The 23,334-nt window shown below is 56.1% G+C and carries 23 protein-coding genes; 18 read left to right on the top strand and 5 right to left on the bottom strand.

Translation table 11 applies throughout. The features are described from left to right. Nucleotides 1-37: 37 nt before the first annotated feature. Both SH410x_RS28565 and SH410x_RS28560 read right to left on the bottom strand, forming a co-directional pair. Nucleotides 38-1,318 carry an acyl-CoA synthetase family protein gene (locus SH410x_RS28565; protein WP_473673047.1) on the bottom strand — a complete coding sequence of 427 codons (1,281 nt, stop codon included), beginning with the start codon at nt 1,316-1,318 and terminating at the stop codon, nt 38-40. Next, nucleotides 1,218-2,096 carry a hypothetical protein gene (locus SH410x_RS28560; protein WP_473673045.1) on the bottom strand — a complete coding sequence of 293 codons (879 nt, stop codon included), beginning with the start codon at nt 2,094-2,096 and terminating at the stop codon, nt 1,218-1,220. Before SH410x_RS28560 ends, SH410x_RS28565 begins: the two co-directional genes overlap by 101 nt. A 124-nt stretch (nt 2,097-2,220) precedes the next feature. On the opposite strand from SH410x_RS28560, the gene SH410x_RS28555 reads away from it, so the two are divergent. The 4 genes from SH410x_RS28555 (at nt 2,221) to SH410x_RS28540 (ending at nt 6,656) form a co-directional block, all read left to right on the top strand. Beyond that, nucleotides 2,221-3,048: a shikimate dehydrogenase gene (locus SH410x_RS28555; RefSeq protein WP_473673043.1), complete on the top strand. Its 828-nt coding sequence runs from the start codon at nt 2,221-2,223 to the stop codon at nt 3,046-3,048. A 160-nt stretch (nt 3,049-3,208) separates the two neighbouring features. Next, nucleotides 3,209-3,970 (top strand): uracil-DNA glycosylase family protein, encoded by a 762-nt coding sequence (locus SH410x_RS28550; protein WP_473673041.1) that lies wholly within the window; start codon nt 3,209-3,211, stop codon nt 3,968-3,970. Between the two features lie 295 nt (nt 3,971-4,265). Beyond that, nucleotides 4,266-5,087: a biotin--[acetyl-CoA-carboxylase] ligase gene (locus tag SH410x_RS28545; RefSeq protein WP_473673039.1), complete on the top strand. Its 822-nt coding sequence runs from the start codon at nt 4,266-4,268 to the stop codon at nt 5,085-5,087. Between the two features lie 417 nt (nt 5,088-5,504). Next, nucleotides 5,505-6,656 (top strand): sialidase family protein, encoded by a 1,152-nt coding sequence (locus SH410x_RS28540; protein ID WP_473673037.1) that lies wholly within the window; start codon nt 5,505-5,507, stop codon nt 6,654-6,656. Nucleotides 6,657-6,976: 320 nt separating this feature from the next. Here SH410x_RS28540 and SH410x_RS28535 read toward each other — a convergent pair whose 3' ends face one another. Together SH410x_RS28535 and SH410x_RS28530 are read right to left on the bottom strand one after the other, a co-directional pair. Next, on the bottom strand, nt 6,977-7,108 hold the full coding sequence (locus SH410x_RS28535) for a hypothetical protein (protein WP_473673035.1): 132 nt from the start codon (nt 7,106-7,108) through the stop codon (nt 6,977-6,979). A gap of 176 nt (nt 7,109-7,284) precedes the next feature. Then, nucleotides 7,285-7,530: a hypothetical protein gene (locus tag SH410x_RS28530; protein WP_473673034.1), complete on the bottom strand. Its 246-nt coding sequence runs from the start codon at nt 7,528-7,530 to the stop codon at nt 7,285-7,287. 191 nt (nt 7,531-7,721) lie between these two features. Here SH410x_RS28530 and SH410x_RS28525 point away from each other — a divergent pair, with 191 nt between their 5' ends. The 8 genes from SH410x_RS28525 to SH410x_RS28490 all read left to right on the top strand — a co-directional run bounded on the left by SH410x_RS28525 (nt 7,722) and on the right by SH410x_RS28490 (nt 15,751). Next, nucleotides 7,722-8,162, top strand: coding sequence for a hypothetical protein (locus tag SH410x_RS28525; RefSeq protein ID WP_473673032.1), 441 nt, complete (start codon nt 7,722-7,724; stop codon nt 8,160-8,162). A 459-nt stretch (nt 8,163-8,621) separates the two neighbouring features. Then, nucleotides 8,622-10,106 (top strand): group II intron reverse transcriptase/maturase, encoded by a 1,485-nt coding sequence (gene ltrA / locus SH410x_RS28520; RefSeq protein WP_473668609.1) that lies wholly within the window; start codon nt 8,622-8,624, stop codon nt 10,104-10,106. A gap of 243 nt (nt 10,107-10,349) precedes the next feature. After that, complete coding sequence (locus SH410x_RS28515) at nt 10,350-10,718, top strand: hypothetical protein (RefSeq protein WP_473673030.1); 369 nt, start codon at nt 10,350-10,352, stop codon at nt 10,716-10,718. 111 nt (nt 10,719-10,829) lie between these two features. Next, a complete protein-coding gene (locus tag SH410x_RS28510; protein WP_473673028.1) occupies nt 10,830-11,180 on the top strand; it encodes a hypothetical protein in 351 nt (116 codons plus the stop codon). 96 nt (nt 11,181-11,276) lie between these two features. Then, nucleotides 11,277-11,765 (top strand): hypothetical protein, encoded by a 489-nt coding sequence (locus SH410x_RS28505; RefSeq protein ID WP_473673026.1) that lies wholly within the window; start codon nt 11,277-11,279, stop codon nt 11,763-11,765. 146 nt (nt 11,766-11,911) lie between these two features. Beyond that, complete coding sequence (locus tag SH410x_RS28500; protein WP_473673024.1) at nt 11,912-12,712, top strand: DUF1559 family PulG-like putative transporter; 801 nt, start codon at nt 11,912-11,914, stop codon at nt 12,710-12,712. Nucleotides 12,713-13,222: 510 nt separating this feature from the next. Then, the gene (locus tag SH410x_RS28495) at nt 13,223-14,647 is read left to right on the top strand and encodes an IS91 family transposase (RefSeq protein ID WP_473668486.1); all 1,425 of its coding nucleotides are present in this window, start codon (nt 13,223-13,225) and stop codon (nt 14,645-14,647) included. Nucleotides 14,648-15,016: 369 nt separating this feature from the next. After that, entirely contained in the window at nt 15,017-15,751 is a 735-nt protein-coding gene (locus SH410x_RS28490; protein WP_473673022.1) for a hypothetical protein, read from the top strand. A gap of 838 nt (nt 15,752-16,589) precedes the next feature. Here SH410x_RS28490 and SH410x_RS28485 read toward each other — a convergent pair. After that, a complete protein-coding gene (locus SH410x_RS28485) occupies nt 16,590-17,954 on the bottom strand; it encodes an IS110 family RNA-guided transposase (RefSeq protein WP_473668591.1) in 1,365 nt (454 codons plus the stop codon). A 315-nt stretch (nt 17,955-18,269) separates the two neighbouring features. Between SH410x_RS28485 and SH410x_RS28480 the strand changes: the two genes are divergently transcribed. The 6 genes from SH410x_RS28480 to SH410x_RS28455 all read left to right on the top strand — a co-directional run bounded on the left by SH410x_RS28480 (nt 18,270) and on the right by SH410x_RS28455 (nt 23,328). Further along, complete coding sequence (locus tag SH410x_RS28480) at nt 18,270-18,671, top strand: hypothetical protein (protein WP_473673020.1); 402 nt, start codon at nt 18,270-18,272, stop codon at nt 18,669-18,671. Between the two features lie 511 nt (nt 18,672-19,182). Then, a complete protein-coding gene (locus SH410x_RS28475) occupies nt 19,183-20,091 on the top strand; it encodes a tyrosine-type recombinase/integrase (RefSeq protein WP_473673018.1) in 909 nt (302 codons plus the stop codon). Continuing rightward, on the top strand, nt 20,024-20,683 hold the full coding sequence (locus SH410x_RS28470) for a transposase (RefSeq protein WP_473677427.1): 660 nt from the start codon (nt 20,024-20,026) through the stop codon (nt 20,681-20,683). The genes SH410x_RS28475 and SH410x_RS28470 overlap by 68 nt, the downstream gene beginning before the upstream one ends. 201 nt (nt 20,684-20,884) lie before the next feature. Then, the gene (locus SH410x_RS28465) at nt 20,885-21,202 is read left to right on the top strand and encodes a hypothetical protein (protein WP_473673016.1); all 318 of its coding nucleotides are present in this window, start codon (nt 20,885-20,887) and stop codon (nt 21,200-21,202) included. Nucleotides 21,203-21,424: 222 nt separating this feature from the next. After that, entirely contained in the window at nt 21,425-21,634 is a 210-nt protein-coding gene (locus SH410x_RS28460) for a hypothetical protein (protein WP_473673014.1), read from the top strand. A 119-nt stretch (nt 21,635-21,753) separates the two neighbouring features. Beyond that, complete coding sequence (locus SH410x_RS28455; RefSeq protein ID WP_473673012.1) at nt 21,754-23,328, top strand: hypothetical protein; 1,575 nt, start codon at nt 21,754-21,756, stop codon at nt 23,326-23,328. Nucleotides 23,329-23,334 lie beyond the last annotated feature (6 nt).

The raw sequence follows: 23,334 nt of genomic DNA, 5'->3' as shown, positions 1-23,334 counted from the left end.
GAAGAGCCACCCGCCCGTGAGGTGTGAGGATCGTTTTTTAGTGCCGCTCGTCCACCCAACGCCGCGATTTGCCTTCACTCCGCGGGAGACTGCCCGGCGAGACCATTGTCACCGGAATGCGGAGTGCCATCCGGTCCCGCAGCAAGTCCGCCAACGGCGTTTCGATGTCCGTCGCACCGTCATTCTCCACTTCGATTCGCAGTTGGTCCATCTCCTCACGGCGAGTCGCGATCATGCGGAACTCGGCCGTCGGAACCAGTTCACGAACGATCGCCTCGATGCTACTCGGGAACACATTCACGCCCCGAATCACCATCATGTCATCGGTGCGCCCGAGCACGCCGCCCGGCAGATAAACAAACCGGCAGGACAGATCATGGTCCCATTGGGGACGCACGATATCACCGGTTCGGTAGCGGATCGCGGGACCGCCATGGCGTCCGAGGTTGGTCATCACCAGTTCACTCAGCTCTCCGGCGGCGGCGGCCCGAGACGCGCCACTGACGGGGTCAAAGACGAGAAACTCAGCGATGAATTCGGATTCGATGATCTGCAGTCCCGAATCGTCGGCGCTGGCGAACCCCCACGCCCCCAGTTCGCTGGCACCGGCGTGATCGATCACGCGAGCGTGCCACTGGGACTCGATCGCCTCACGGATCGCCGGCACACTGCCGCCGGGTTCGCCCGCAACGATGATGCGTGAGACGTTGTTTTTCGAAAGATCCACGGCGTGTTCCGCTGCGACGCTGGCCAGATGCAGGGCATAGGTGGGTGTGCAGCACAGTACCGTGCATCGTTGTTGCTCGATTAAATTCAGTCGTGCCAGGCTGGACAGACCACCGCCGGGAACGACGAGCACACCCCGCTGAACCAAGGCGTCATTGGCCGACCAAAAACCGATGAATGGACCGAACGAAAACGCCATCATCGCGATATCGGCAGTCGTCACTTCGGCTGCGTCAAGCACATACTGCCAACACTCCAACCACCATGCCCAGTCCTCTGCCGTGTCGAGCACGGGCATCGGCCAACCCCGCGAGCCGCTGGTTTGGTGATATCGCGTGTACCGCTCGGTCGACAGCGCAAAGAGCCGCCCGGGATCGCCGGGAGATGCCGCGAGTAGATCCGATTTGGCAATCAACGGGAAACCAGCGAGCTCGTCGAGCTCGCGCAGCGGCAACTGACAACCTGCCATGGATCCCGTGTAGAGCGGATGCTCAGGCAAGGAGGTTAAAATTCCGTTGAGCTTGCGGAGTTGCAGCCGTGTCAGTTCGCCGCGGGTCAGTACGCGACATTGGGGACGTGTCAGGATGGTCATCGGGTTGAGTTTCGAGGCAGTCGGCATCCCGCGTCGGTCGCGAACATTGATCGACGACGGACAGGAGCAATCGTTTCACGCCCGCCCAGTCGGCTGCCGCAATGGATTGTTCGATCAAACGAGGTGCCATCATAGCGGCGATCAGGCACCCGTATCGCGTCACCGCCTCGGCAAGGCCAATTTTTCCGGGCTGGGCAATGCCACTGTCGACCAACGCCAAACCGACAACCAGTACGCTCGCGCCGGCAGCCGCCAAGCCGCGCTGTATCCCCGGCATCGCCCCGCGATCGACGCGCCATCCGACCACCGCCAGCGGGATCACGCTCGCGATGACCACCATCCCACCCCAGAAAACGGGACCACGCTCGATCAGTGATGTGTGCCGCAGGGCGGCGATGAAGAACGCGAATCCCGTCACGGTGACGATTAGGTCGGCAATCGTGAACTGGCGGGCGCGACGCTCGAAACGTTTTACTCGCTCACGCAGGCCTTCCAATGCGACCGTCCAACCCACCAACGCCGCTAGGATCCAAGTGCGGCAGAGCATGGAATCGCTCGTCCAGAGACCGCCCATTTGATGGCCCTCTCCCCTCGTCCATCCCGCCGACTGGGAGAGCCCCAGGGCTAGGTATCCCCCTGAGATCACGGCCAGACTCCACGCCCGTGGCGAGCAGCCTCTCGGGTGGCTCAGTGCCAGCACCATGGTGAATCCGTACAGCAGCCCCAACGTCAATTCATGGTGGATCGAACCGTCCAGTGGGATCGGCGGGTTTGGCATCCTTACTTCCGTTCCGAGAGTCGTGATATTCGGTTAGATTAGGCCGTGGGGTACGGTACCTATTCTGATTGGATGCTCGGTTGACCGGCACCCACCATCTCCACACTTCCACACGAGTCTGAACATGGACGGGACGACTGAACCGATTATCGCAATCATCGGACATCCCATCGCGGGGAACCCGACTCAATTCGCGTTGGAAACGGGGTTCGCGGCCGCCCAAATTGACTGCCGAGTTTTGTCGGTAGACCTGCCGCCGGAGAAGGTGTCGATGGCGATCGCGGGCATGGATGCGATGAACTTCCGCGGGATTTGGGTCACCCCATCCTGCCGCGCAGTGACCGCAACGATCGCCCCGCCCGCCGCCCCGCCCCTGCTCGATTTCCTACAACACGCTGGCGAAACCGTGCCCGGTTTGCCATGGACAGCACACTCGTTGAAACAGCGGGTCTGGCCCGAACTCGTCGGCGAGCTACTCGAACGCCAGTCTCGACGCTGCAAGAAACTGTGGTGGATTGACGAGCAAGCCGATCTTTTAGGCAGCGACTTGCAATGCGAAAAGGGGGAGATCTTGACGCAGATGCAGGCGGCCCACCGTGAGTGTTTCTCCGCATTCGCTGTGGACCAAATCGAAATCATTCACAATCCTACTGGCCTCGGCCACGAACCATCGAGCGATGACGAAGACGACGTGATCGTGTGGGCTCGCTCGCCGAACGCGCCGCCGCAGTGGCAGCCACGTGGTCAGAGTATCACCATTGATCTGAATGAAAACTGGGACGCCGCTTACCTCGCTGACTGGGATGAAATCAAAGCGGATGCCGCAGGCACATGCCTGCGCGGGGCCGACGTGCATGCGGCGTGTTTGTCGAAGCTGACGGAGTTGCTGTTCGATCGCCACGTCGATCCGGAGGTTTTTCAAGACGCCGTGGATGAGTATCTGGCGGTTTGAGCAGCCTGAAGCGTGTTTGGGGAATTCATTCCGCATCACCTCATTCGGCACCCGCCCGCTGACGCGACTCGGCTCATTAGAACAACAGCTCGCCGCCGCGAAAACGGCTAGCAAACCGAAACAAGTCCCCGAACGTGTTTAACCAGAAAGAGAACATCCGATGAGTGCCAAGAGACGCCCCCCCCCAAAGGCAGCGGATCGGAAGCTTCACGTGGGATTGGTGGCCGCTGCCGAGCGGTTGCGAGACAATGTCAACGCGCTCGCTTTCGCCGATCCGGTCACCCATGTTTACAATCCGCTCGATTACGCTTGGGAGCTGCACCAAAGTTATATCGCGCAAGCGGCATCGACCGCTCGTGTCCTGTTTTTGGGTATGAACCCAGGCCCCTGGGGGATGGCTCAAACCGGTGTGCCGTTCGGTGAAATCGCTGCGGTACGGGACTGGATGGAAATTCGTGGCGACGTCCTCGACGTCCCGAACGAGCACCCCAAACGACCGATCGAAGGGCTCGCCTGCCAACGCAGTGAAGTCAGTGGACGGCGGTTGTGGGGACTCGCGCAGGATCGATTTCAAACCCCAGCAGCCTTTTTTCAAACACACTTTGTCCTGAATTATTGCCCGCTCGTTTTCATGGAGAACAGCGGCCGAAATCGGACTCCCGACAAACTACCGATCGCCGAACGTGATGCCTTGCAAAAGTGCTGCGATCAACATCTGCGTGAAGTGCTCGGCCTCCTGCCCTGGACCCACTTGGTCGGCGTCGGTGCCTTTGCTGAGAACTGCTTGAAACGAGTCACCAGCGACGAGGATGCCTCCGCAGAAATCGTGCGGATTCTGCACCCCAGTCCCGCGTCCCCCGCAGCGAACCGCGATTGGGCGGGGACCGCGACGAAACAACTGGAACAGGCTGGCCTGTGGTGAGGCACCCACTGCTGAGAATGCGGACTTGGTTTTCACTGGTACCGATTGGTTAGGAGCGAGCGGAGAATGACTGTCTGAAATTGTGGCCGAACGCTCCGCGGTCGAACGCGCCGACCGCGGAGCGTTCGGCTACTTATTTTCCGCTCGTTCCTTATCCGCCGAAGGTATTCTGGCCGCAGCGACAGGTGATTCCCACCGGGGCCGCACGCCGAAGTCGCTTCACGACGCTCTGGGAAGGACTTGCCCATGTTCATCTTTGTCTTATTTTTCTCTCCGAATCTACACGGCATCTGTCATGGCTTCGCCGCTCGACGAATCGATTTTCCGCGTGACGGATTCCTTGCTTGCTTGTGGAACGCTCGCGTCGCGGGACTATCAGTTCTCGTTGCCATCGACCAATTCGGTGGCACTGGAGTGGCTCAGCGAGCAACGCGGTGATGCGGCGGTGACGGCAAATCGGTTGTCTCAGACGCCTCGGCTTGTTCTCGCGGAATCACAAACGGCCGGACGGGGACGGCGCGGGCGTACGTGGCAGGCGCAGCAAGATGGACTGGCGCTCACGCTCGTTCTCGCTGGCTGCCACCCGCTGCTCTCGATCGCGGTAGGGATCGCGATCGCCGAAGCGATTGAACACGTTGCGGGCCCGGCTCGATGCGGATTGAAATGGCCCAACGACGTTGCGATGAGCGGCACGAAGGTCGCCGGCACACTGATCGAGCGGGTCGATCTGCCGCTCGCCGTCGACGGCTACTCACAACCCATGGCCGTTATTGGAATCGGTCTGAATGTCGGATCGAGCCCTCGCTTGAATGACGCCCCAGCAACGTCGATTTGTGAAGCCACGGGCAAATGGGTGACGCGAACCGAAGTGCTCGCAGAACTCATTCCCGCCGTGATTCAAAACGCCGCGATGTGCGAATCTGAACCGCATGAGCTACTGCAAGCGTTCCGTGACCGCTGCGTCTTAACCGGCGAGGTCATCCACTGCACCATCAATGGTCAACTCGTCCAAGGCCGATGCGAGGGCATTGATGAGCATGGGGAGTTGCAGGTGTGGACCGACACGGGGATGCGAGTGTGCCGTAGCGGTGAGGTCAGCCGGGTCCGAACGGTTTAGGGATCTTGGTTTGACGAACGCTCGGCAGCGTTTTGATGTCAGTGCAAACGCTCGCCGTCGACTGATCGCGTGAGCCCACGACTCTCCTAAGACTGGTTACAATAAGAGCGTTTGTTTTGGGTTCTTCTCGGAATTAGTGGCCGAACGCTCCGCGGTCGGAACAGTCAAACGCGGAGCGTTCGACCACAATTTCAGACAGTCATTTCCCGCTCGTTCCTTATTCATTCGCGGTCGCCACCTTGGCCGGTGGACGTGACTCCCTACGGTTTTGCATGAGCGATGGACACACCCGAAATGAGAGCAACTCTCAGCATCGACTTCGATACATCTGATTTGAATCCCGAGCAGCGTTGACGGGCTTTCATGCGTTCACGGACGCACCGTCAGCAGGCTCATTTCTCCTACACTTGAGCAGAGATGAACACGAGTACGTTTACACGGTTACTGGTCGTCAGCTTGGTTTTGCTAACGCTACCGAAGACATCAATCGCGGCGGATACCCCTGATTTGCCAACGATTGATCTTTCGGGAGACACGGATCGGCAAACCATGATTGCTGGCGGCACCCCTGAAACCTACCAAGGACATCCGACGACCCTTCGGCTGCCTGGAAGCGATACCATTTTCTGCGTGTGGTGCGTTAATCATGGCGGCTCGGCGGGGCCGATGGCCCGCAGCGATGACGGAGGCAAGAGTTGGGTGCGCCTCGACGAGACCTTGCCGCCCGGATATTCGACGCATCAGAATTGCCCGAGCATCTATCGGATGGTCGACCCCGAGGGCGTTGCCCGGCTATGGGTTTTCTCGGCCGCACTGGGACGCCGCGGTGGCCCGGGCATGCCCAGCATCATGAGTGAAGATGACGGCAAAACATGGCAAGAAATGCCGCCGCTTGGTTTTCCATGTGTGATGACATTCAGCAGCGTGATGAGATTGAAAGACGGCCGGTACCTCGGTCTCTTCCACAAAGGCCCGGACGGCAAGGACCGGGCCCCGCTGAAGGTGATGCAAACGATCACATCCGATGGCGGCTTCACCTGGTCGCAGCCTCGCGCTGTCGCGGAAGTCGCAGGCAAGAATCCGTGTGAACCCTTCATACTCCGTTCACCCGACGGCAACGAACTGTGCTGTCTCATGCGAGAGAACACTCATCAGGGTCGCAGCCTGCAGATGTTCTCACACGACGAGGGCGAGACCTGGAGCACGCCAACGGATACATCATGGGGTCTTACAGGCGACCGGCACATCGGCACGCAGACACCCGATGGGCGGTGGGTCATCGCGTTTCGAGATCAAGCGCAAGGCAGCAAAACCAAGGGACACTTCGTTGCCTGGGTCGGCACCTACGATGACATCAAAAACGTCAAACCTGGCCAGTACCGTGTGAAACTATTGCACAGTCACGCCGGCGGCGATTGCGGATACCCCGGCGTCGAACAACTCGACGATGGCACGATTCTTGCCACGACGTACATCAAGTACCGACCCGGTGCTAGCAAGCACTCCGTCGTGAGCACGCGTTTTAAACTCTCTGAGATCGACGAAGTCGAATCGCAGCCAACGCAGTAAAACGTGCCAGGAAAGTAACCGTCCACCAGAACCGTTGTAGACGCGTGGGTTAGGTTTGTGGGGTTTGTTTCGTTTCACCCACCGGAGAAAACCCATGCCACGATCCGAAACTGCCAAGCTTTGGCAGGAGCGGTTGCGACGATTCCGATCGACAACAACGACTGTGAACCGTTGATGAAACGCGTCGCGGTGATTGCTCAGGATCGAAAAAGTCAGGCAGTCGATCGCGAACACGGAGGCGAGGAACTCCATTCGGATCGCGGATCCAGCTCCCGGGGTGCTCAAAACACTCTTCCGTAACGGGATCGGTCCCCACAGAGCTACGCCTTGCGGACGCACCTCTCGATACAGTGGAGGAACTGAATCTCACTGGGATCGATCACTTCCCCGCGAGCTTGCCTGGGTATCTTCGTCACCTCCGTCCGAGTTACGGTTTTGAGCAGCGAACCCATCGGAAATGGTACGCAAGCCACGATCGAAGGCAACTATTCATTGCCTGTCCCTAATCTACCCCTGTCCCTAATCTACCCTCCTCAGTCGGCGGTGCCTCCCAGTCAAGGTTGCGTTCTTGCTTGCCCAATTGCGAGAGTTTCGCAAGGATGCTCGACAAATCGGGCTCGGAGCGCCCCTACACCAAGTCGCGATAACACTCCAGAGACCTCACCGCCTGCCAACACTGCCAAGCCGGAGCCCCCGCCTCCAACAACATGCGGGAAAACTGCAGCGTCGTTTCGCGATTGACAGCCAACCCGTTTGCCAGGCCCTGAGGGAACGTCATCGCATGCCGCTGCAGCCACTTCGGGAACCAAACCCGGTCGCTCTCCCCCACGCCATCGGCAGACGCCACCGCGATCTCAAATTTCAAAAGTGTCATCAGAATGATCCTTCGAGTTAGCGAGGTTGCTTTTGCGTCCCGAGAAGACTATCATCAACTACCACCACAGAGGCCTGCGGGATATTGGTCAAACACCCCAACTCACTCAGGTCGTATTGGCAAAATTCCCGAATACGACCCTACTGACAAGGGTTGAAACTATTGTTATCGGATTGGACGGATCTCTGAAAATGGACAAGCCAATCGCCAATGCCCACTACGGACGAAAACACAAGGCGATGACCGCCGTTATTGCATTAGGGTCGATCGCTCTGCTCGGCACCATGATCGCAATCGAAGGTCCGCCCGACTTGCGATCCGTTCTCGCAGTCGCGCTCGCAGGCGTGACACAGGGCAGCTTGATCGTTTTGATGATACTCGAATGCTGGTTTGTCCGCGTTGACGTAACTCGCAATTCCATCTCTTGCCAATCGCCGTGGCGTCGCAATCGCATTGTTCCGATGGCCGACGTTACGTGTATCGATTTTTCTGTGTGGGCGCAATGGTATCGCATTCACACCGCATCGCATGGGACGATCCGTTTGCACGGTTATCTGCTGGGACTGTACGATGTGTTGGGTGTACTGGAGTCCGCGGGCCACTCGTTCCCGCGGGTCCGACACGTTCGATGACCAACAGACCGGATCCGATAACCATGTGGTGCACGTGCGGACTGGCAAGGTCTGATTGACAAGCGGGTGTGAATCCCGTCCGGGTAAGTGCTAGCCACACGCCCGGTATCGAGTGTTGCAGCCAACGTATAAGGCGTCACCGCCGAAGTCGTTGGTTGAAGCGTACACAGAAAGGTAGTGAGGGTGAATGGATCGCAGGTAGCCCTGTGACCGTGAACGGGATTAGCTCCGAAATTTTGTAACTGTTGAATCTGCCCAAGGTTTGTGCATGCCTTAAGGCAACATTGCTCACAGCGCTACCGGCAAGCTGTGAGTGGAGATCCGGAGTCGGCGCCCCGCTCGCGCTACACACCATGTCAATCAGGCAACCAGTGAGGCCCTGAGGTTCTTGATCGATTCGCGACTGCCGATCTCGATCGATCGAGTATGTCCTAGAAGTGGAATAAGCAACGAAGACAAATGACTTTCAGGGAATCGGACGATCCAGTAGTACCGCAGCGGCCCGAATGCCAATCGGGACGCGGCATGCCGAGTAATATCGGAGCAGGGAAGCGGATCGGGATGACACGCGGTCCAGACCGGGCACCGACCGTACTCAGTGACGGAGACTCGGTGCTAACTCGGCTGGATCGCATCTCTCAGAGAGCGAAGGCTGACCACGAAGGGGTTTTTAACAACCTCTTTTCGCTGCTCACTCATGAGCTGTTGTGGTATGCCTTTCGCCGACTCAAACGAGGCAAAGTACCTGGTGTCGATAACGTCACGGTGGAAGAGTACGAAGCAGATCTCGAAGCGAACCTTCGCGGTCTACTGACGCGACTCCATCGAGGCTCGTATCGCCCGCAGCCGAGCTTGCGAAAGAACATCCCCAAGGGGAATGGGAAAACGCGACCGCTCGGTATCGCTTGCGTGGAGGACAAACTTGTCCAACGCGCAGTCGTGATGATCCTGGAACAAATCTACGAAGTGGATTTTTACGATACTTCGTATGGTTACCGTCCAGGCAAATCTTGTCACGAGGCATTGTCGACGCTGGGAGGATTCATCGCCACGCGGAAAGTAAACTGGATCAGTGATGCTGACATCAAGGGATTCTTTGATAACGTGTCACACCAGCACCTCGAAGAGCTACTGCGACGACGCATTAGCGATCCGAAGTTGCTGCGGCTGATCGTATGTTTTCTGAAAGCAGGGGTGATGATCGAAGGCCGGTTGCAGGCCACCGAAGACGGCGTTCCGCAAGGAGCCAGTCTCTCACCGCTGCTCGCCAATGTGTATTTACATTATGTGTTGGATGAGTGGTTCGAGCGTGAAGTCAAACCGCGACTCAGAGGAGAAGCGGAAATCATTCGCTTCGCTGATGATTTTGTGTGTTGTTTTGAGCTCGAAACCGATGCGATGAGATACCAAGCGGTGTTGCCTAAGCGACTGGGCCGTTACTCGTTGTCAGTCGCCGAGGAGAAAACCAAGTTGATCCGGTTCGGACGTTTTGCGAGTCGCGATCACCAGCGACGTGGCGAAGGCGCGCCGAGCACGTTCGACTTCCTCGGATTCACTCATTACTGTGGCCTGTCGCGTGCAGGAAAGTTCAAACTGAAGCGGAGAACGTCAGGAAAGAAACTTCGTGTGAAGTTGATGGAGATGCGTCTGTGGTTTCATCATCAGCTCTCGACACCGGTCGGCGAGATGTGGCAAACGCTTAACATGAAACTTCGCGGTCACTATCAGTACTACGGCATCAATGACAATTGGCCGATGCTGATGGCTTACCGTAGCAAGGTTCGTCGGATGGCGAAGCGTCACTTGAGCCGTCGGAGTCAGAAGAGCTATGTGAACTGGGACGATTTCAATCGCTTCACGGAACTTCATCCCTTGGCGGGCCCGACCAAATTGAAGGACCTGATCGCGATGAACCGTGAGTTGCTGAGTGCGAGGGACAAGTGACATCTGGGAGCCGGATGCTGTAACGCGGCACGTCCGGATCTGCGAGGGGCCGAGGGTCAATGAGGCAAGGTTGAAATATTGTGACACCACAACGGGAAACCAGTGGCAAACAGTGAACACAAAGCATAACCTAAACCAAAGAGACCCCGGTCTACTCTCCCCGAGTCCTCGAAGATACTTTACTTGATGGTGGCTCGTCCGCTCGGACCGGGTGACCACTGCCGTTACCCCAATCAAGCAAGAATGACATCGCTAGCGCCAAACACCACCTCATTGTGGCTTGATGTCGCGACCGTTGTGCAACGCGCAAAAAACGAGTTTGCATGCGTGGTTGTCGATCCGGCCCGAGCGATGAAGTACATTGCTGACAAGCTAGTCGCAGCAATTCCGAATATTGATCAACATACCGCAGACGACCACTTACGACCGCTTGCCGATTCCGTTGAGATGATCTGCACGGACGATAGTCATTCCGATGAACGGTTCCTCAAATGCATCGTAATGCCAGATCGTCCCATTGAAATCGTGTATCATTTTGACGGACACAAGAAATCCGCCGCTGATTTACTCCAACGTTTGGCTCACGTCCTCGACTACGGCATTGCGGAATGATCTGGGGCAACCATCGCATGCACCGGAGTCGCGGATTGGGCGTTTTTTCAAATCAAGCATCACTCGCCGCGACCGCGGTGATGCGTAACGTTATTTGATTGAGGTTGCGACTTGACAACGCTCCAGCAGGCAATTGAAGATTTTGAGTCTCGCACCAGGAACATTGGATGCGAAATTTCGACCGAGTCGAACTATTCGCATCCATTTGCGATTCTCGCCGGTGACGACCATATTGGACTGCGATTGACCTGGGACTCTGGGGACTCTCGGCTTGTCATTGCCATTACATACGGGTCAGATTCTAGTTGCACGGACTGGCTGGATCTGTACGATATGGTGATCGACAACACAAGAGACCTACCCGATGACCACGGCATTTCCGTCAAGGACGCGATCGACTACGGCGTCGACTTGATGACACCACATCGTAAATCCAACGCCGTCAATCCAGGCGACAAATAACAATGCCATGCAGTGGAGGACGGCGTTCACGTCTCGGCGGGTGAACGTCGCCCTGCCGTCCCCACTGATGGCCCCCGTTCGCCAAGCAAGAGACTTATGCCAGAACGCAAATCTGTCACCGCTGCGGAACTGATGACCGAACTCGGAGCTGATCCTGAATGGGTCGCGCGGCGTGAAGCGAAGGAGCGCGAAAGTGAGGAACACCGGAAGGTGTGTGCTGCTGATCAACTTGGTCTCGTACGCGAAATCCGTGACGCCGGTTACGACGTATATTCGGTTTGGGACTTGGTGAACAACTCGCCGCATCCGGTCCTTGAGCGTCGATTCCTGGGCGAATACCCCGACGCGTACCCGATACTCGTTCAGCACTTGTCTGTTCCGCATCGCAAAGAGATACGTGAGGGACTAATTCGTGCCTTGACCGTCAAGGACGGTGGACCCGCGGTTGAGTCAGCGCTGCTAGAATGTTTTTATACCGAAACGGATGAAAAGATGCGGTGGGTGATTGCAAATGCACTTCGCACTGCAATGCCGTATCACCGCCGCAAAAAGCATCCTGAGATTAAGGCTGCACTGAATCCGTAGCGCAAACGAACCTGGCGAACCATGCCGTGCACACGGAGCACGGCTTGCAAGTTTTTACAAATGGAAAGTCGTCTCTCCGTGCCCGGTGACGGCCGCCGTTCGTCGAGGATAGTTGCATCAATCATCTGACAACTCGACGCGTACTCTTGATTGCAACCGTTGCGGCGTGCATTGCTGCAATCGTCGCTATTTCGTTGATTCGTAGTTCGACACAAGCTTCACGAATCATATCGAGCCGCAACAACCTCAAGCAGGTCATACTTGGGATCGACAACTACACCGCACAATACAAGCAGCTCCCGCCTCACGCGATCGTCGACGCCAATGGCGAACGGATTCATAGCTGGCGGACTCTCGTCACGCCATATCTAGCTGGTGTAAACCAGCTCTACCGGTGGGACGAGCCATGGGACGGCCCGCACAACTTCCGCCTCGCCCGTGGACTCGATATCCACATTGATGCGTCTCCACTCAATGAGTTTGGCGAACCACTATTCAAGACAATGGGACCGTATGACGGCCCAATCGACTACGCATGGCCATTTCGTCCGGTTGATGTCTCGGGCGGCCAATCTGATTTCCACATCCAGTTTTTCGCGATCGTTGGTGACGCGACTGCTTGGCCAGACAATCGTTCGATTACGTTCAACGACATAGGTGATGGTGTCACCAACACAGTCATACTCGCCGAATCTCACACACTTGATGCCTTTTGGTCACAACCTGTCGACCTCCGATTCGACCAAATGACCTTTGCGGTCAATGCCCCAAAGGGGCCAGGAATCTCTAGTCCGCGTAAGCTTGGACCACTTGTCGCTTTCGCTGACGGGGCCGTTTTACACCTGAACCCTGAGACACCTAAAGACGTGGTCCGCGCCTTGCTAACCGCGAATGGTGGTGAAACAATAGAACGATCACAACTCGTGCAAGACGGATGGCTACGTTAGCATCCTTCGCCGCTTCAAAAGACCGACGAACCATGCGATGAACCGAAGTCGCGGTGTCGTCGTTTTTGACAATGGAAAATCAATCGCCGCGACTCGGTTATCGCGGTCGTTGAACTTAATCGATCGTGATCGGTCGCTTCGATTTGTGCGGAGGTGACTCAGTAGTCGGCGAGCCATGGCGAGACGGCAAGGCTGGTCTCTCGCTTCAGCAACGTCCCCACCCTGAGTTGGATGCGTCACTCGGTTGATACTTCACGCCCTTGGACTGCCGTCGATAGACCGCTCGTTCTGCATCGGCGCTGGCACTTCTTTTTCCGCGAACGCGATTCGGTGGGTTCCCTCGGTGCGATTGTTCTTGCTGCGGGGGGTTGGATAACCAAATTGGTGCCCGGATAACGAAAGCGAGTGGCTGGATTCTTTCATGCACGCAAATAGCGTTGGGGTTTTCGCCCGCTGAGTGCTGAACATGACGACGCGGGGTGACCGCGTCTGTTCATGAGATGAGTCCTAATGAGTGTCCTCGCAAGTCCGCTGGTCGCGGCGATTGCCAACCCCATCGCCGCCGGGCTGAGGAAGCTTCGCCAGCTGGCACCAGCTCAACCCGGCCCGACCAGCGTTGTGGTTCCCGACGCCAAGAGCGAAGCCGGTGGCAAAGACGGAGAACTCGGCAAGGCGGCATCGCAACCGTCAGGCTTGACCGTTACTGGACTGCTCAAGCAGTATGCTTCGCAGTACGTGAAGAAGCACTCCGGCCAGGCAGTCCCGCAAGTGCAGAGCACGCTTGCCAAGACGGCGCTGTGCCGGACGCGGGCCCTGGGTGGACACGTCTATCGCTGTGACGGATGTCAATCAGAAACGCCGGTTTACAATTCCTGCGGTGATCGTCACTGCCCCCAGTGTCGCGGTGCTCGGCGTGCCGACTGGCTGGAGTCGACTTGCGAGTTGCTGCTTCCCGGTGTGACGTACTTTCAGGTCGTCTTCACGCTGCCCGAGGAATTGTCGGGATTGGCATTGGGAAACCGCCGGGAAATCTACAACCTGCTGTTCCACTGCGCTTGGGAAGCCCTGCGCGTTCTAATCGCTAAGGAACAAGGTTTTGAAGCGGCGGCTGCGATGGTGCTGCATACTTGGAATCAGAAGCTTGACGCACACGCTCATGTACACGCGTTGGTCCCTGGTGGCGGACCGTCGCTCGCCCCCTCGGCACCGGGCTGGATCAATAGTCGCAAGCGGAAGGGCAAGCCTTCATCGGCTCCCTATTTGGTGGACGCGAAAGAACTCCGCAGGTTGTACCGCGAACTTGTCTTGAAAGGACTGCGTCGATTGCGGAGTAAGGGCAAGCTGAAGCTGGAAGGCGATTGGAGCCCATTGCAGGATCAGGCGAACTGGGACGAGTGGCTGAGTCGATTCGAGAACAAGACATGGGTGTCATTCATCCAAGCCCCGCCGAACGAGCATTGCCGGCCCGAACATGTTGCGAAATACTTGGCACGTTACATGACTGGCGGCCCGATCAGCGATCGTCGCTTAATTTCGCACGCCGACGGCAAAGTCGAGTTTTGGGCCCGGGTTGGCAATCAGACTGGCGGTGGCGATGGTGCCAGCGCACCGTACGCCCTCAGCGGCGTGGAGTTCGTCCGCCGCTGGTCGATGCACATTCTGCCCAAGGGTTTTACAAAATCTCGCCGCTATGGCGGTTACAGTAACCACCATCGCGATCGCTACATGAAAGAATGTGCCGAGTGGCTCAGCGCGGTCGAGGAATCGACACCGCCGACCGTCGCCGAGGAAAAACCGGAGGAAGAACCTGACGAGTCGGTACCGAAGTGTCGGCATTGTGGTGAAACAATGGAGTTGATCTCTTCGTCGCTCAAACCCTCATGGACTGAGGTGATGTCGAGTCGGTATCGGCCAAGGTGGTATGAAGATGCCTAGACCGGCGACACGTTTGACATTTCCCAAATCGTTGTCATACCGTATCTCGTTAGAGATGCTGTTGGTTGAGTGCTGCGCCGAAGTGAGAAATCAGGTTAAAAATGGGGATTGTGGGGTAGTCGGCGGCGAGCATCTGCCGCGACAAGTTGCGGTCGGCGTGGCCAGTGGAGTAGAATCAAGGAGTCGCCGGGTCAGTCCAATTGATTGATTCCGCATACGTTTTTGCCAGCGTGGCGATCACGATCGACAAAGTTCAACGCACGATCTATCCGCAAGTCAGGCGATCAGCTCAACCCGCAAAGTTGGGCTTTTCTAACGCCTGACCAGCGGATAGATCGCAATTCGTTCATCCACTTATGTTAGCTCGCCATGTCGCTACAAGTCTTTAACTACGAATCTGGTTCCGTCGGATCGAGTACGAATTCGAGTGGCGCACATTTACAATTTGTATTTGAAGACCACGCATGCCCAATCGGCAGTACCGCATACGATTTGCTCTATTCGCTCGACGTTAGCGACGCCCACATAGATATCGCCGTGCCGGGAGTCACGCGTATCCCTCTCATTTACAAGGTTAGGGACCCTGACTTCTCTGAATTTGCCTATCGCGTTACTTCTGACAACGAAGTAGTCATTGTTGGCGACAAAGCTCCAGTCACGTTGCCGTGCCTTGATGAACAAAAATCGGTGAAATTCGGCTTCAAATCAGAAGCCAACGATCGTAGCAAGGCAGAGGACGCCTTAAAGTGGGCGGGCGTTTTCGGACTGGAACATCTTTCCGATAGCGAGATGAATCGTGCAGTGGAAATTGTTGATGAATTATGGCGAGGAGATTGGGAAGGGCATTGCATAACGCCCATTCATCTCTACGAATCAAAAGCGGATGTTGTGCGTGGTGAATATTTGCGGCCATTCTATCAAAGCAAATGGTTCTCCTGCGGCGATTTCGACCGTGGCTGCCGGTACGACGAATCAGATGCTACTGTACGAGCGTTCGCGACATACGAGCAGGATCGGAACGCCCCGCTTTTTGGCAGCATGTCCCCGCTGCTCGTATTTACGCTTTGTCCGATTTGCCGTTGCATCAGTGTCGGAAACCAGTAGCAAAGGATGAACCATGCGATGCACACCGAGCCGCCGAGTAGTGTTTTCACAAGTGGTAGATTGCTCGCGGCGGCCGGGTGATCGCTGCCGACTATGAAGTCCAAGGTTTGACAAGTGGTGTTGGGTTGTTTTTTGTCTTACTTCATTTTTTTCCGCTGGTGGAGGTGAGGTGCCGTTCGCCGGAGGCTTTTTTCGGTCGCTCGCCCGTTAGTGGCGACCGAAAAAAGGCGCAGGTGAATGGCACCGGTTTCCATCTCGGTTGATGTCGATCACGGATGCATCAACGGCTTCTGACACGAACGGGTAAGGAGCTGGATTAAACGACTATTCGAGGTGTGAACGCTCTTGGTCCTGGTGGGCCAACATGATTCATGATGGCGGCGTCCCCTCAGTTATCCTTGCACGGTTCCAGCCACTTGATTCGGACTGGCGACGTGTTTCGGCGAGCACTTGCCTGGAGGCTTCAATGAGCAGCAAGTGGTCTTCCTTCGGTACGGCACATTCTTTAGGGCGATGTGTCGGATAGTTCTAGCGATCCTTTGCAATGGATCGATCCTAAATCGAACGGTCCGCATCAACTTGGGTCGGTGCTCAGTACGGAGGGCAGGTCTGTTCCTTGGTGGTTCGTGTCGTGGGCTGGCAGCGGGCTCCTGGGGTGACCGGGTGGTGTTGACTGAAGGAATGACGATAGGGTTGGAGTAATGAGATGGTTTGAATGGTCAGCAGGTCCGATTCGTTACGCCGATGTCGAAGCATCAGGCAGCCGATACAGGTTGTCCTGGTGACCGGAAGATGAGAGCGGCGAGCAAGGCCGATTCGTTACGCCGATGTCGGAGCATCAGTCACGCGATACTGGCTTTCTTGCTCGCCGTGGCTTGGAGGTTTTCGTTTGTCGTTTCCCGTTTGTTTGAGAAGTGGACCGAGGCGAGCGCGTCGCCGGCGAGTTGGTCGCCTTGCGTTTGGAAGCGGTCGGCTTGGCAGATCCAGTGCTCGTTCTCTTCACGGGATTCTGCCCAGTTGTTTTTGAAGCACCCCTCTCGGCGGCCTCTCTCGCCGCGCGGGCTTCCTTGCGAAGACGACTTTTTCGCTGATCTGCATTCTCTTTGGGTTTCATGTTTTGCAGTGAGTCCTTGAGCCCCGTCGGCATCCTTCCGAACGATTCAGTGACCTGGATCATTTGCTTGGGATCCCAATCCTTTTCGTCTCGCAGCATTGCCCAGGCGATCACAGCGATCTTACGAGCCAACGCGATAGCCGCTTTCTTCTTACGTGTTTTTTGTTTGCCACAGATCCTTTCGTAGACGCCCTTGGCCCATGGGTTGTATCGCAGCGAGGCCCAAGCACATTCGACGAGGATCGTTCGTGCCAGTGGATTGCCACGCTTGGTAATGCGTCCGTTGCGATCCGTTTCGCCGGATTGATACTGCCGTGGAACCAAGCCGAAGTAGGCCGACACTTGTCGTCCGTTTTCAAAGCGGTGCGGGTCGTCGAGACACGCGACCAGGATTTCAGCGGTTCGTGGTCCGACTCCGGGGATCGTTTGGACTCGCTTGATGCGTTCGTCATTCTTGCCGATCGCTTCGAGCTTCTTGACGACACCAGTGAGTTGCTCGGTCAGCGAATCGAGGATGGTCAGTTCGATGTCGAGTTCTCCTTTCCAAAGCTCGTCAGGTCCACAGTCAGTCAGGGGTTTGCGAAACGAGTTGATGTGCTCGCGACCGGAGTACCAGGCTTTCTCGCCGGTTGCGATCTCGATCCCGTGGTTAACGAACCAAGCACGGATGGCGTTCTTGGTTTTGTTGATTCGTCCGTCGAGAGTCTTGCGGTATTTGACGAGCGATCGGAACTCACGATGTTCCAGCGTCGGTGTGTGAACGCCTTTGAGCTCACCCATGGCGGCCATGCGAGCGAGCTTGAGAGCGTCGTCCCGATCGGTTTTGCGTTTGACGTTGGCCCACCGCCAGGCTTCTTCGTTGGTGGAGCAGACGAGTGTTTCATGCCCTTGATGTTGTGCCAGATCATTGATCCATCCCGAGGGGCCGCAGGCCTCCATGACGACCAGATCGGCCTTGGTGTCGTGGAAGATGACACCGAAGTGTTCTCTCGTAGTGGGTGTCGTGACAAACTGCGTTTTGCGAGTTTTTGAGTCGAACAAGCAGCAAACGGAGTTGAATTTGCCGAGGTCAAGTGCGAGAATCTTCATGTGATTTCAGTTCATGTGTTTGGTGGGTGGAGTGAATGTGACCGGCAGTCGCAAGCTGCCGTGATCACGGGTTTGAGTCGCCAGTTTTTTAACGAATGGCTCCCACCCGTCAAACCTTGGACTTACATGGATTCTTTCTGCCACTGAATGATGCGAATCGATGACGACCTCATTGACCGAGAACGAAGATGGATCAACTGTTTAATCGCAGCGTTCGGTTGCGTAATCCTTATCGTCATGCTTTGCAGCGGAACCCTGTTTTACGTTACGAGGCCGCCCAGCCCGCAAACGGTTTTTGAGCGCGAGACTGGCCTTTTGTGGCCGGCAAATGCAAAGGTCATCTCAACGGGCGACGATCACGGTGGTTTTATGGGCGATGGTGAATTTCACGTTGTCCTGCACGTCGAAGACGCAACTGTTTTAAAAATGCTCCAGCAACAACCTGCCGCCCCGCTATCTAATTGGCAAGCAGGTCCTGTGCCGACTGAGATCGGTTTTCACTGCAATTTCGGAACGAACGGCGTTTCCGCGATGAGCATGGGCGGAGGACCGATGCACTATTCGGGCGATCCCGAACTCGAAGATGTACTCGGCTCCAACGCGATCATGTATAGTGCACACGAACGCTGTTGCGACACGATTGAATGGCATAACGGCACGCTGCTGATCGTTGACCCACGTACCAACAAGGTCTGGCTTTCGATCTGGGACTTCTGACACTGAAGGCAGAACCATGACATGCACGGGAGAACGGCTTGCACGCTTTTTGAAGTGGACGCTTTTTCGTCCGTCCCCCGTGATGTCTGCCGTTGAACTTAATCGAATTGCTCCGGTGCAGTGCTTGGAGTGAGGTGTTCAGTTGGCTGGCCGCATTCCTGCGGGTGGTGGGCTGGCATCCTTGCCAGCCACGGACTGAGTTGATCAGCTTCGCTCGCTGAGTCTTCGCGGGGATGCCTCCGACGCACCGTGGCGTCCCCCTGATGCGATTCCCCGTCAGCACGCGGGCCATTCATTTGGCTGATGCTCCACCTGCACCGTCAAGTCGGTGCGGATCAGGGCGTCGGTTACCGGGCCGGTTATAGGGGATGTAACTGACAGCTATTTCTTTCGTTTTACGATTAAAGGGATTAAAGAGGTTGCGCTTCTTGTGACGGCAATTGTACTGGGTCTCCTGCTTGACCACTCGCACTTCGTGAGCTGGCAGGTTGCCTACTACTGAATTCCACGCATGACTCCCTACCAAAAACGTCTTTGCCCACTGACCCAGCGGCTCGCCGAAGACATGAAGATCCGCCACATGGCGGGCGCCACGATCGACGCTTATACCTATCACGCCAAGCGGTTTGGTGACTTCATAAAAAAGCCGCTGGACCAGGCAACCCCGGAAGACGTTAGATCCTTTCAGCTTTACCTGATCGAAAACAGGAATCTTGCATATAGCAGCTTCAACCAAGCCGTTTGTGCTTTACGGTTTCTCTACACCCATTCGATCCGTGTCCCCTGGCCGGTCTCCATGGTGCCGTTTGGGAAACGACCTAAGACGCTGCCTGTTGTGCTCAGCCGAAATGAAGTCAACGAGCTGCTCACGTGCACCAAGAACCTCAAACAGCGAACTTTTCTGACGACGCTCTACGCGACGGGGATGCGGTTTTCCGAAACGGCCAATCTGCGACTCGTCGACATCGATTCGCAGCGGATGCAAATTCACATCCGCCACGGCAAGGGAGGCAAAGATCGACAAGTACCGCTCTCACCGAGACTCTTGACCGAGCTGCGAGATTACTGGCAGATCTACAAACCGAGCATTCTCCTGTTCCCCGGCAACCTGCCGGACAGGCCCTACAATCACACGTCGATTCTCAAGGCGATCAAGCACTCGGCCAGTATGGCGAAGCTTCGCAAACGAATTTCACCTCACACGCTTCGTCACTCCTACGCGACGGGACTTCTCGAGGCGGGCGTGGACTTGCTGACGATCAGCAAGCTGCTCGGTCACGCGAGTTTCGTCACGACGATGATTTACCTGCATTGCCGGCGAGAGCACATGATCTCGACGCCCAGTCCACTGGATTGGTTACCTGACTCGCTACTTAACGGGCGGTCCGATCAGCAATTCACGCGTTGTCGCGGCGGATGAATATGAAGTGACGTTCCTGGCTCGCGAGGGAACCAAGCAGGGCGGTGAGTCAAGGCAAGTTCCGGTGACGCTCACCACACTCGAATTCGTACGTAGTTGGTGCATCCATATCCAGCCTGATCAGCTGACGAAGACACGATACTTTGGTGGTTGGAGCAATAGTCAACAAGCGAGTTACCAGCAGCGTTGCATCGATGACATCAACGCCGCCGAGCTACCGTATGCCGCCGGCGCGATGGAGTTCCCACCCGCGGAACCTGAGGCCACCGAACCAAGATCGACGCAGCCAACGTGCCCGCGTTGCGAGCAGGCGACCCTGCGAGTGGTATCGACGACTCCGCGTCCATCTTGGCGAGAGATATTTTCACGTGGCAGCAAAACGATGCCAGCCTGGTACTCCGGTTCGTTGCAAGAATCGGATCGTGAGTTCTGGGACGGTGCCAATGGTGACGGTTTTTACGACTGGTACCTGAAACATCAAGTAGAAGGTGCATACGCAGTCGGGGCAGCGACGCCCGCAACATTGCGTGCCCAATGCAGCCAGCCGATGCTCCCAGGACTAGAATCCGGTGGCTACTACGCGATAGAATAGAGACCGTCGTCGCCACTGCCGCATGACACGGCAAGCAACCCCTGCCGTGTGGCGACAAAGTTCAACGCACGATCTATCCGCACGTCAGGCGATCAGCTCAACCGACAAAGTTGAGCTTTTTCTACGCCTGACATGCGGATAGATCGCAATTCGTTATCCGACCGAAACTGATTGAGAAATTCATTTCCCCAGTCCAACGACATGAATCCACAAACTCTCTCGCTATGCAGCGTCGCATCAGGGCTCATTGGTTCGGCCGTCCTTGCATTTGCCGTCGGACGGATTTTATCGATATTCAGCGCTGCAATCAAAGCCCATGAACTCACCCTCGAAACACTTACGGACCGATCTTCTAGAGACGTTCCTGTTTTCACCGGGTTTGACAAACAGATCGATCGCGCAAGAACTATTGACACAAAGGTGATGTACCTCGGGTTCCTGCTTTTGTTCATAAGCTTCGGTTTTCAGCTCTGGGGCTATCTCGCTACTCCGACCGATCTACCTTTGCTTCCAATCTGATTCTCGGTCGATCCAGCGGATAATCACCCGATGATGCCGAGCGGGCGACGACGGTTTGGCAAGTGACGAGTCTTTCTTCGCCCGCCGGCATATCGGAAACGTTCTGCCAATGAAAACTCCTCACCTTCACACAATAAGTGCGCCCTGACACAAACGAACGTGTGCCTTGTTATCAGGAGTCAAAATTTACGTATGATCCCAATCGGTTGACAAGGAGAACGAATGCCGAATGCACTAATGGGTAGCCTTGCTCTGCTGGATGACCTCGGTGAGAACCTGCCGCTAAAGAATATCGACTGGGAATGGATGTACCTTCAGCCGCTCACGTTGCTCTGGGCGGACGCGATCTATTGTCCGCGCCGATTCCTTTACACGCCACCAGCATTCGACGTTGATGTGGGTGCATTCCCATTCTACGGACATGTTTGCTAGCAAATTGAATTGGTCTTTGCCCCGTTTTCGCCTGACTTCCCGAGGTTAGAATTGATTGCTTTGATGGATCAATTCTAACTCGTGGCAAGGATGCTGGTGACCTAATGGAGGGAATGACCGTGGATGGATCGCATGGCAAATTGATCGAATCAAATCAAGAAATGATTCTTCGCTTTACTTCTCAGATCAGTGTCGACGCAGTGCAATGGACACAGCAACTGATCAACTGCCCAGGCGACCTGGAATCCATCGAACGCAGGGTGCATCGGGCGTACGCTCACGGAGCCGACTTGCTGGTTGCTGGTTTGATGGCGGCGACTATCAAAGAAGGCAAGGTTTTGGAGGCGGCTGAACAAACAAGGAGAGAATTTTCTCGTCCGCTTCAGAAGGGTCGCGAACGCTCCGTCGCCGTTCAACTACTCGGGGGCATGGTCGTTTGGGCGGTCACCTTGTACTGCGCTCCCAAGAAGAAACGCTTTCGTAAAGACGACGCGCCGCGGGTCGGGCTAGACATTACTTTATCGCAGTTCGGATTTGGCAAAGGCGTCTCGCCCGGGTTGCAAAGCAAGGTGGCCCGTCAAATGGCGTTGTGTCCTTCGATCGCGTTTGCTCACAAGGAGCTAACTCGCGAGGGAATTGATATCGACATCAAGACAGTCAAGCGAATCACCTATCAGTGCGGTGCAGGATTGTTGGCATTGCGACGACACCGCATTGCACAGTTGCGGAGCAAGCAACTCAAAGCGTCCAGCGAGCTATCGGGCAAACGCGTGTCAGTGCAAATCGACGGCGGGCGAATGAAAATTCGTGGCGAAATGAAGCCAAAATCCACTGTCATTGAACCAACCAATGAAAACGGCTTGCTGACTGGTAACGCACCGGGACGTTCCAAGAGCACGCCACGTCGAACGTTTTCGGCGGATTGGCGTGAGCCGAAGCTGATGACGATCTTCATCCATGACGAGCACGGCAAGATGGTCAAGAAAACCAAAGCGACCATCGACGGGACGCTGCTTGGTCCTGATGCGATCGCCGAGGTGGTGGCAATGCATCTTCATCGGCTTGGTGCGGCGGAAGCCCTCAGTGTGACGTTCGTCGCCGATGGTGCTCCCTGGATCTGGGATCGTATCGACCGCATCATCCAGCTTGCCGGACTGAAGGATGTCCCGACCTATGAAGTCTTGGATTGCTGCCATGCAGTGCATCACATTTCGCAGGCACTGGCTTCATTGGGCCTAAGCGTCGAGGAACGAAACCCGTTGTATCGTCACCTCCGCAGCCAGCTTCGAAACGGCCAATGGCAACAGGTCGTTGACGACTTAAATGAACTACAAGACACCGACAAACCGAACGTAGCACTTGCGACTGAGATTTCTTATCTTCATCGTCACGGCGAAGCGGGGCGTTTGAAGTATGTACGCTTCAAACAACTTGGTCTTCCTTGCGGAAGCGGTGCGATCGAGAGCGGTATCCGTCGAGTGATCAATCTACGGCTCAAGAGCAATGCGATGTTCTGGAAGAGTGAACATGCCGAGTCGATGCTTCAAGTACGCAGCCAAGTGGTTCCTGATCAATGGGATCAAGCAATGTCGGACCTATCGGAGTTCCGCCGCACCGAAGCCCATGACAGCTGGGACTGGGAACCGAAAAACATGAGCATCAAAATTGAAGACTCTCCTGCCTTGGCGACCTGATCCCGT

Source organism: Rhodopirellula sp. SH410 (assembly GCF_055811895.1).
This window is presented reverse-complemented; position numbering and strand designations above follow the sequence as displayed.

Excerpts from the sequence above, each read along its gene's own strand:
- SH410x_RS28565 (WP_473673047.1), bottom strand. The coding sequence starts at position 1,318 with ATGACCATCCTGACACGTCCCCAATGTCGCGTACTGACCCGCGGCGAA.
- SH410x_RS28560 (WP_473673045.1), bottom strand. The coding sequence starts at position 2,096 with ATGCCAAACCCGCCGATCCCACTGGACGGTTCGATCCACCATGAATTG.
- SH410x_RS28555 (WP_473673043.1), top strand. The coding sequence starts at position 2,221 with ATGGACGGGACGACTGAACCGATTATCGCAATCATCGGACATCCCATC.
- SH410x_RS28550 (WP_473673041.1), top strand. The coding sequence starts at position 3,209 with ATGAGTGCCAAGAGACGCCCCCCCCCAAAGGCAGCGGATCGGAAGCTT.
- SH410x_RS28545 (WP_473673039.1), top strand. The coding sequence starts at position 4,266 with ATGGCTTCGCCGCTCGACGAATCGATTTTCCGCGTGACGGATTCCTTG.
- SH410x_RS28540 (WP_473673037.1), top strand. The coding sequence starts at position 5,505 with ATGAACACGAGTACGTTTACACGGTTACTGGTCGTCAGCTTGGTTTTG.
- SH410x_RS28535 (WP_473673035.1), bottom strand. The coding sequence starts at position 7,108 with ATGGGTTCGCTGCTCAAAACCGTAACTCGGACGGAGGTGACGAAGATA.
- SH410x_RS28530 (WP_473673034.1), bottom strand. The coding sequence starts at position 7,530 with ATGACACTTTTGAAATTTGAGATCGCGGTGGCGTCTGCCGATGGCGTG.
- SH410x_RS28525 (WP_473673032.1), top strand. The coding sequence starts at position 7,722 with ATGGACAAGCCAATCGCCAATGCCCACTACGGACGAAAACACAAGGCG.
- ltrA (WP_473668609.1), top strand. The coding sequence starts at position 8,622 with ATGACTTTCAGGGAATCGGACGATCCAGTAGTACCGCAGCGGCCCGAA.
- SH410x_RS28515 (WP_473673030.1), top strand. The coding sequence starts at position 10,350 with ATGACATCGCTAGCGCCAAACACCACCTCATTGTGGCTTGATGTCGCG.
- SH410x_RS28505 (WP_473673026.1), top strand. The coding sequence starts at position 11,277 with ATGCCAGAACGCAAATCTGTCACCGCTGCGGAACTGATGACCGAACTC.
- SH410x_RS28495 (WP_473668486.1), top strand. The coding sequence starts at position 13,223 with ATGAGTGTCCTCGCAAGTCCGCTGGTCGCGGCGATTGCCAACCCCATC.
- SH410x_RS28490 (WP_473673022.1), top strand. The coding sequence starts at position 15,017 with ATGTCGCTACAAGTCTTTAACTACGAATCTGGTTCCGTCGGATCGAGT.
- SH410x_RS28485 (WP_473668591.1), bottom strand. The coding sequence starts at position 17,954 with ATGAAGATTCTCGCACTTGACCTCGGCAAATTCAACTCCGTTTGCTGC.
- SH410x_RS28475 (WP_473673018.1), top strand. The coding sequence starts at position 19,183 with ATGACTCCCTACCAAAAACGTCTTTGCCCACTGACCCAGCGGCTCGCC.
- SH410x_RS28465 (WP_473673016.1), top strand. The coding sequence starts at position 20,885 with ATGAATCCACAAACTCTCTCGCTATGCAGCGTCGCATCAGGGCTCATT.
- SH410x_RS28460 (WP_473673014.1), top strand. The coding sequence starts at position 21,425 with ATGCCGAATGCACTAATGGGTAGCCTTGCTCTGCTGGATGACCTCGGT.